This window comes from Streptomyces calidiresistens (assembly GCF_014141525.1).
Classification (GTDB): Bacteria; Actinomycetota; Actinomycetes; order Streptomycetales; family Streptomycetaceae; genus Streptomyces; species Streptomyces calidiresistens.
The window spans coordinates 1-6,066 of sequence record NZ_VKHS01000299.1; the positions used below are offsets into that span (position 1 = coordinate 1).

Here is a 6,066-nt window from a genome sequence, read left to right on the forward strand (position 1 = left end):
CCATCCCTCCCGCCCGGCACGAACCCTTCTCGAATTCCTCCGGAATTCCCTTCCGAATCCCCCATGGAAAGGCGAGGTCTGTCATGACATCAACCTCTGTGCGTCGTTCGGCGATCGCCCTGGTCGGAGCCGGTGCCCTCGCACTGGGACCCGCGCTCCCGGCCGTGGCCCAGGACGGGGAGGAGGGCCTCGACGAACAGACCCAGCAGGAGATCGAGGACCTCCGGGAGGCGATGGAGCCGTACCAGGACGTGGATCAGGCGATAGAGGACGGCTACGTGCAGGCCGAGGAGTGCGTCGAGACCGACGACGGCGCCATCGGCTACCACTACTACAACCCGGACTACATCAACCAGGACGTGAACTGGGAGCAGCCGCCCGTACTGGTCTACCTGCCCGATCCGGACGGCGAGCCGGGGGACCTGCGGCTGGGTGCGGTGGAGTACATCGTGGCGGACGAGGGTCAGGACCCGCCCGAGCTGTTCGGTCAGACGTTCGAGAGCCCGCCGGAGGAGCGGGACACGGGCGAGCAGCTCGACGAGCAGGACACCAACGGCGACAACGGGGACGACAACGGGGCGGGCCTCATCGAGGACCAGTTCAACGGCGACGACGCCCCCGACGCCTACTCCCTGTACGTGTGGCTGTTCTGGGACAACCCGGACGGCATCTTCACCCCCTACAACACCGACGCCGCCTGCGAGGTCGACTACAACTGAGCGGCGGATCGACCCCTCTCACCGGACGCCCGGCACCGGGCCGGGCGTCCCCCTCCTCCCGGGGCGCCCGACAGCCCCCGGGCCGGGGCGGTCAGGTCTCCGGGAGCGCGGGCGCGTTCCCGGGGTCCACCGCGGCGAGGATCAGGTGCACGCTGCCCTGCGCGCTGCCGATGTTCAACGCGAAGCGCATGTGGGAGAGGGGGCGGCCGAGGGGGTTCCGGCGGTGGGCGCGTCCCATCCTCCGGGCTTTCTCCATCGACCGGACGGCGGAGCGGAAGCGATGGTGCAGGTCGTGCCGGTCGATCTCCCCGGCCAGGGTGGACGCGGCCGCCAGTACCTTCTCGCGAGCCGCCTCCAACTCCTCGAATCGGCGGATGTCGGAGGGCTCGGAGAGGGAGTCCAGCAGGACGTACACCTCGTGCAGGTCGGCTACGGCCTTCGCGGTCATGGTGTGATCGTGCACCGGTCGGGGCGGTCAACTCATCGACCCGGGGAATGACCCGGGGCTCATCCCCGGGGCTGGGTACCGGGCCGTTCGGCCGGCACCGCCCCGGGCCCGGGGACGGCGAGGGGGCGGATGTCGCCCGACCCGGCTCCGGCGGCCCGTCACCGGGCCGGTCCGTCGGGCCGGCGGCCACCGGCGGCCACCGGCGGAGTGGGTGGACCGCGCCCAGCGGCGTAGCCTGGAAAGTGGACTCGGGACAGCTCAACCATCCCGCCGGGAGGCGGATGATCATGACCATCGTCAAGAGGAATTTCGATTCGGCCGACGAGGTCCGTCCCTTCGAGGACCACAAGGGACACCTCGACATCCTGGAGACCGAGCACGGGCTCGTGGGCCGTGCGATCTTCGAGCCGGGATGGCAGTGGTCGAAGCACGTCAAGCCGATGGCCGGCACGGACAGCTGCGAGGCCGCCCACACCGGTTACTGCGTCAGCGGCCGGATGAAGGTCGTCATGAACGACGGCGACGAGGCCGAGTACGGCCCCGGGGACTTCATGGAGATCGACCCCGGCCACGACGCGTGGGTGCTCGGCGACGAACCGTGCGTCCTCCTCGACTGGACCGGCATGGCCGACTACGCCAAGCGGATGGCCGCACCCGCCGGCGTCTGACGCCCGCACCGACCGGGTCCGCCCCGTCGGTGGCGGGGCGGACCCGGCCACATCGAACCCCTCCACGGCCCGCCGGCCGACCGGGATCCCGGTCGGCCGGCGGGCCGCGGAACGCCTCACACCAGCCCCGGGTGCTCCAGTTCGTCGGCGATGCGGTGCGCGTCGGCGAGCAGCGCCCCGTACAACGGCCACTCGCCGGGCGCGTCCAGGTTCTCCCGCCGGCAGCGCTCCTCCAACTCCCGGTACATCTCGCGCACCCGGGCCAGGGACATGCCCAACTCCTCCTCGTCGATGTCGCTGCGCGAGGCCCCGACGCCGTACCGCTTCACCGCCGTCGCGGTGCGGTCCAGCAGCTCGGCGTAGTCGCGGAGGAAGTCCCGGGCCAGGGAACCGTAGTGGTCGCTGCGCGCGGCGTAGGTCAGACCGCGCACGATGGAGCGGGCGCGGAACCCCACCCGTTCCAGGGTGTTGACCGCGGTGTGCCGGGCGGCCGGGTCGGAGATCGCCGGCCCCGGCGGGTGGGCGCCGCCGGTGGCCGGGCCGCCCGGGCCCCGCCGGGGGGGTCGGCCGGGCAGGGGACGGGCCGCCTCCTCGCTCTCGGAGACCGCCCACCGCGCGTGCCGGGTGAACGAGTCCAGGTCGCGCAGCCGCCGTTCCCAGCCCGCCACGGTCCGATCGTCGGGGGCCTCCTCCCGCAGCCCGGCGGCCAGCGCCCGCAGCACGCCCGCCACCCGGCCGGCGAGGTCCGCGCACGCCTTCTCCGCGTCCCCCCGCCGGTGCGGGGCCGGGGGCAGCAGCACGGCGAAACCCAGGCCGCACCCGGCGCCGAGCGCGACGGCCAGCAGCAGGTCGAGCCCGTAGTCCGGGTCCCCGCCCCCGGCGGCGAAGGCGAAGAGCGCGACCACCGGCAGTTGGGTGCGCTCGTTGCCCAAAGGCCACAGCCGGCCCGCGGCGAGGGCGAGCATCATCAAAACCGCCAGCGACCAGCCGTGCACCCCCACCGTCACGCCGAAGCCGGCGGCGAGGCCGATCCCCACCACCACCGCCGCCAGGTACTTCAGCGACACGCTCAGCGAACGGTGCACGGTGCCCTGGAGGACGAGCAGCGCGGTGAAGGGGGCGAAGGTGAGCACGGTGGAGGGCAGCACCGCCGAGGCGATCAGCCAGGCGACCACCGTGGCGCCGACGATCTTGAACTGGAGGACGACGTCGTCGCGCTCCCACCCCGGGCCGCGCGCCGCGCGCCGCAGGTGGTCCAGGGCCCCGGACGTGCCGCGGCGCACCGTTCCCAGTGGGTTCATCCGTCCTCCTTCGCGTCCCGGTTCCCGGTCCCGGTGCCCGGGCCGGCACCGGGGGCGGTCGTTGTCACCCGACAACCGTGCCGCCGGGGGTGCCCCTGCCCGGATGGATGGCCATGGCAACCGGTTGGCCCGAGGTGTCCGCATCCCGGACGGGGCCGTTGCCTAGGATGAGGGGCGTGGGCGGACGACGGAGCGGTGCGGAACGGCGGGGCGGCGTGTCCCGGTCGATTCGGCTGTTCCGGGTGCTGCCGCTGCTGTTGGGCGTGCTGCTGTTGCACGGGGTCGGGCTTCCCGCCCTCGCCCACGCCGCCGTGACGGCGCCGGGCCACCACCCGGCCGCGCACCCGGCCGCCGGTCCCGCCGCGCACGCCGCTCATCACGGTCCGACCCGGGCCCACGGCCCGACGCACCCCTCCACGGCCGTCCCGCACGCGCCCGGCCGGCCGGGTGTCGAGCGCTCCGCCGACGTGCGGGAGCCCTGCGGGCACACGGAGCGGACCGAGGTCGGCTGTGCAGCCGCCGGCGTGGCCCTCGCACCGGCCCCGCCGCTGCCCACTTCGATCGCCCCGCTGCCGGTTCCCGTGACGGTGCCGATCGGGGCCCGGCCGTGCGCGCCGATCGGCTGTCGGGCGCCGCCCTCGCTCAGCGAACTCCAACTCCTGCGGATATAGGAGCGCCCCCGGGCGGTCGGTCCCCCGCGACCGGCGCCCGGTGCCGCCGTGTTCCCTTTTCCGTTTCCGCCCCGGGCGCCCCATCGCGCGCCCGGCGGCGAACCATCGCAGGAGTCCTTCACCATGCGTGCGACACGCCGTGTTCGTTTCTTCGCCGTTCCCGCCGTTCCCGCCCGTCGCGGTCGGTCCGGTCGCCTCCTCGCGGCGGCGGCGCTGACCGCCGGCGCCCTGACCCTCACCGCCTGCGGCACCGCCGACGGCTCCGCCGACCACCCCCGCCACGGCGCGTCCGCCGTCGAGGACGAGGGGGACCGCGACGATCACAACGAGGCGGACATCGCCTTCGCCCGCGAGATGATCCCCCACCACCGGCAGGCCCTGGAGATGTCCGAACTCGCCCCCGACCGGGCCGCCTCGCCGGAGGTCCGAGCCCTCGCCGAGGAGATCGAGGCCGCCCAGGGCCCGGAGATCGAGACCCTCACCGGTTGGCTGCGCGAGTGGGACGCCGAGGGGACCGGGGGTCACGGCGACGGCGGGCACGAGACGCACGACATGCACGGGATGCCCGGCATGCTCACCGAGGAGCAGATGGACCGCCTCGCCGCGCTGGACGGCGAGGCGTTCGACACCGCCTTCCTGGAGCTGATGATCGAGCACCACGAAGGGGCGCTGGAGATGGCCCGGGAGGTGTTGGAGGAGGGCTCCCACGAGCCGACCGCCGACCTCGCCCGGGAGATCATCGACGGCCAGGAGGCCGAGATCGAGCGGATGCGCGAACTCCTCGGCGAGCCCGTCGGGCGCTGACGGCCGCCCCGTGCGACCCCGGGCCCGTCCCGACCACCGACCGGTCGGGGCGGGCCCCGTCGTCGCCGGCGGGCCGGCAGGATGTGCCCATGGCAGGACCGGAGCCCACGGAATCCACCGCACCCGCGAACGCCCCCGAACCCGACGCGACCGATCCCGCCGGGGGAGGCCCGGCCCCGGCCGTCGTCCCCGACCCCGACGCGGCCCGTGACGCGGCCCCCGCCGCGCCGGGGCGGCCGGTGCCCTCCTCCCCGGAGGTCTCGGCCCGGATGAGGCGGCAGGCCGTGCGGGACACCGCGCAGGAGGTCGCCGTGCGGCGCCTGCTGTACGCGGCGGGGTACCGGTACCGCCTCCACCGCCCCGTTCCCGGCCTGCCCCGCCGCAAGATCGACATCGCCTTCCCCGGCGTCCGGGTCGCGGTCTTCCTCGACGGCTGCTTCTGGCACGGCTGCCCCGAGCACGCCACCAGTCCGAAGTCCAACAGCGAGTGGTGGCGCCGCAAGTTGGACGGCAACAAGGCCCGTGACCTCCAGACGGGGCGGGCGCTCACCGAGGCCGGCTGGACGGTGCTGCGCTTCTGGGAGCACGAGGCGGCGGAGGACGTCGCGGCGAGCGTCGCGGCCGTCGTCCTGGCCTGCCGCGAGGAGGAGTGAGCGCGGCGCCGACGCCCCGGGGGCGGTCGGCGGGCGGCCGTGCCGGACCGGGGCGCCGGCTAGACTCCCCGCCATGACCGTCGCCGAACCCGCTCCCGCGCCCGGCGCCGTCGCCGGCCCGTCCGCGGACGAGCCCGTGGCCCTCGTCGATCTCTTCGCCGGCTGCGGCGGGTTCACCCGGGGCTTCACCGCCTTCCGGCCCGCCGGCCGCCCGGAGTCCGCCGGCCCGGTCTTCCGCTCGGTGCTGGCGATCGAGCGCGACCCGGACGCCGCGGCCACCTACACCGCCAACTTCCACCCGGAGGACGGCGGGCGGGAAGGGCACCCCGGGGACGGCACCGGCCACGTGCACACCGGCGACATCGAGCACTGGCAGCCCACCGGCGAGGAGACGGCCGCCGAGGTGGTGCTCGGCGGTCCCCCCTGCCAGGGCTTCTCCGGCCTGGGCAAGCGCGACCCGGACGACCCGCGCAACAAGCTGTGGCGGCACTACGTGCGGATCGTCAGCGACGTCATCCGACCCAAGGTCTTCGTCATCGAGAACGTGGACCGCTTCCTCACCTCCCCCGAGTTCCACGACCTGGAGGTCGAGACCCGCCCCGGCGGCGAGTTGGCGGACTACCGGTTGGTGGACCCGCCGGGGGCCGAGGAGAGCGACACCCCCGCCGAACGCCGGCGCCGCTACCTGCTCAACGCCGCCGATTACGGCGTGCCGCAGACCCGGCGGCGGGCCATCGTGATCGGGGTCCGCAGGGACGTGCCGGGCCCGGAGACGCTGCGCTACCCCGAGCCCACCCATGCC

8 protein-coding genes are annotated in these 6,066 nt (G+C 74.5%); 6 read left to right on the top strand and 2 right to left on the bottom strand.

The genetic code is table 11. The features are described 5' to 3' along the window. Positions 1-83 precede the first annotated feature (83 nt). Positions 84-719, top strand: coding sequence for a hypothetical protein (locus tag FOE67_RS13780; protein ID WP_182664071.1), 636 nt, complete (start codon positions 84-86; stop codon positions 717-719). Between the two features lie 91 nt (positions 720-810). Here the strand turns inward: FOE67_RS13780 and FOE67_RS13785 are convergent, their stop codons facing one another. Further along, positions 811-1,167, bottom strand: coding sequence for a hypothetical protein (locus tag FOE67_RS13785; RefSeq protein ID WP_182664073.1), 357 nt, complete (start codon positions 1,165-1,167; stop codon positions 811-813). 287 nt (positions 1,168-1,454) lie between these two features. On the opposite strand from FOE67_RS13785, the gene FOE67_RS13790 reads away from it, so the two are divergent. Then, positions 1,455-1,835, top strand: a complete 381-nt coding sequence (locus FOE67_RS13790; protein ID WP_228473865.1) for a cupin domain-containing protein — start codon at positions 1,455-1,457, stop codon at positions 1,833-1,835. Between the two features lie 116 nt (positions 1,836-1,951). On the opposite strand, the gene FOE67_RS13795 is transcribed toward FOE67_RS13790, so the two are convergent. Further along, positions 1,952-3,136, bottom strand: a complete 1,185-nt coding sequence (locus FOE67_RS13795) for an FUSC family protein (protein WP_182664075.1) — start codon at positions 3,134-3,136, stop codon at positions 1,952-1,954. Positions 3,137-3,351: 215 nt separating this feature from the next. Here FOE67_RS13795 and FOE67_RS13800 point away from each other — a divergent pair, with 215 nt between their 5' ends. From FOE67_RS13800 to FOE67_RS13815, 4 genes are all read left to right on the top strand, one after another. Next, entirely contained in the window at positions 3,352-3,807 is a 456-nt protein-coding gene (locus FOE67_RS13800; protein WP_182664077.1) for a DUF6153 family protein, read from the top strand. 123 nt (positions 3,808-3,930) lie between these two features. Next, positions 3,931-4,611 carry a DUF305 domain-containing protein gene (locus FOE67_RS13805; protein ID WP_182664079.1) on the top strand — a complete coding sequence of 227 codons (681 nt, stop codon included), beginning with the start codon at positions 3,931-3,933 and terminating at the stop codon, positions 4,609-4,611. Positions 4,612-4,880: 269 nt separating this feature from the next. Beyond that, positions 4,881-5,264, top strand: a complete 384-nt coding sequence (locus tag FOE67_RS13810) for a very short patch repair endonuclease (RefSeq protein WP_182664085.1) — start codon at positions 4,881-4,883, stop codon at positions 5,262-5,264. A gap of 73 nt (positions 5,265-5,337) precedes the next feature. Then, the coding region (locus FOE67_RS13815) for a DNA cytosine methyltransferase (RefSeq protein WP_182664081.1) at positions 5,338-6,066 on the top strand (729 nt) is incomplete at its 3' end.

What these genes read in the sequence shown, in the direction of transcription:
- FOE67_RS13795 (WP_182664075.1), bottom strand. Translation starts at nt 3,136, where the DNA reads ATGAACCCACTGGGAACGGTGCGCCGCGGCACGTCCGGGGCCCTGGAC.
- FOE67_RS13810 (WP_182664085.1), top strand. Translation starts at nt 4,881, where the DNA reads ATGAGGCGGCAGGCCGTGCGGGACACCGCGCAGGAGGTCGCCGTGCGG.
- FOE67_RS13785 (WP_182664073.1), bottom strand. Translation starts at nt 1,167, where the DNA reads ATGACCGCGAAGGCCGTAGCCGACCTGCACGAGGTGTACGTCCTGCTG.
- FOE67_RS13780 (WP_182664071.1), top strand. Translation starts at nt 84, where the DNA reads ATGACATCAACCTCTGTGCGTCGTTCGGCGATCGCCCTGGTCGGAGCC.
- FOE67_RS13805 (WP_182664079.1), top strand. Translation starts at nt 3,931, where the DNA reads ATGCGTGCGACACGCCGTGTTCGTTTCTTCGCCGTTCCCGCCGTTCCC.
- FOE67_RS13790 (WP_228473865.1), top strand. Translation starts at nt 1,455, where the DNA reads ATGACCATCGTCAAGAGGAATTTCGATTCGGCCGACGAGGTCCGTCCC.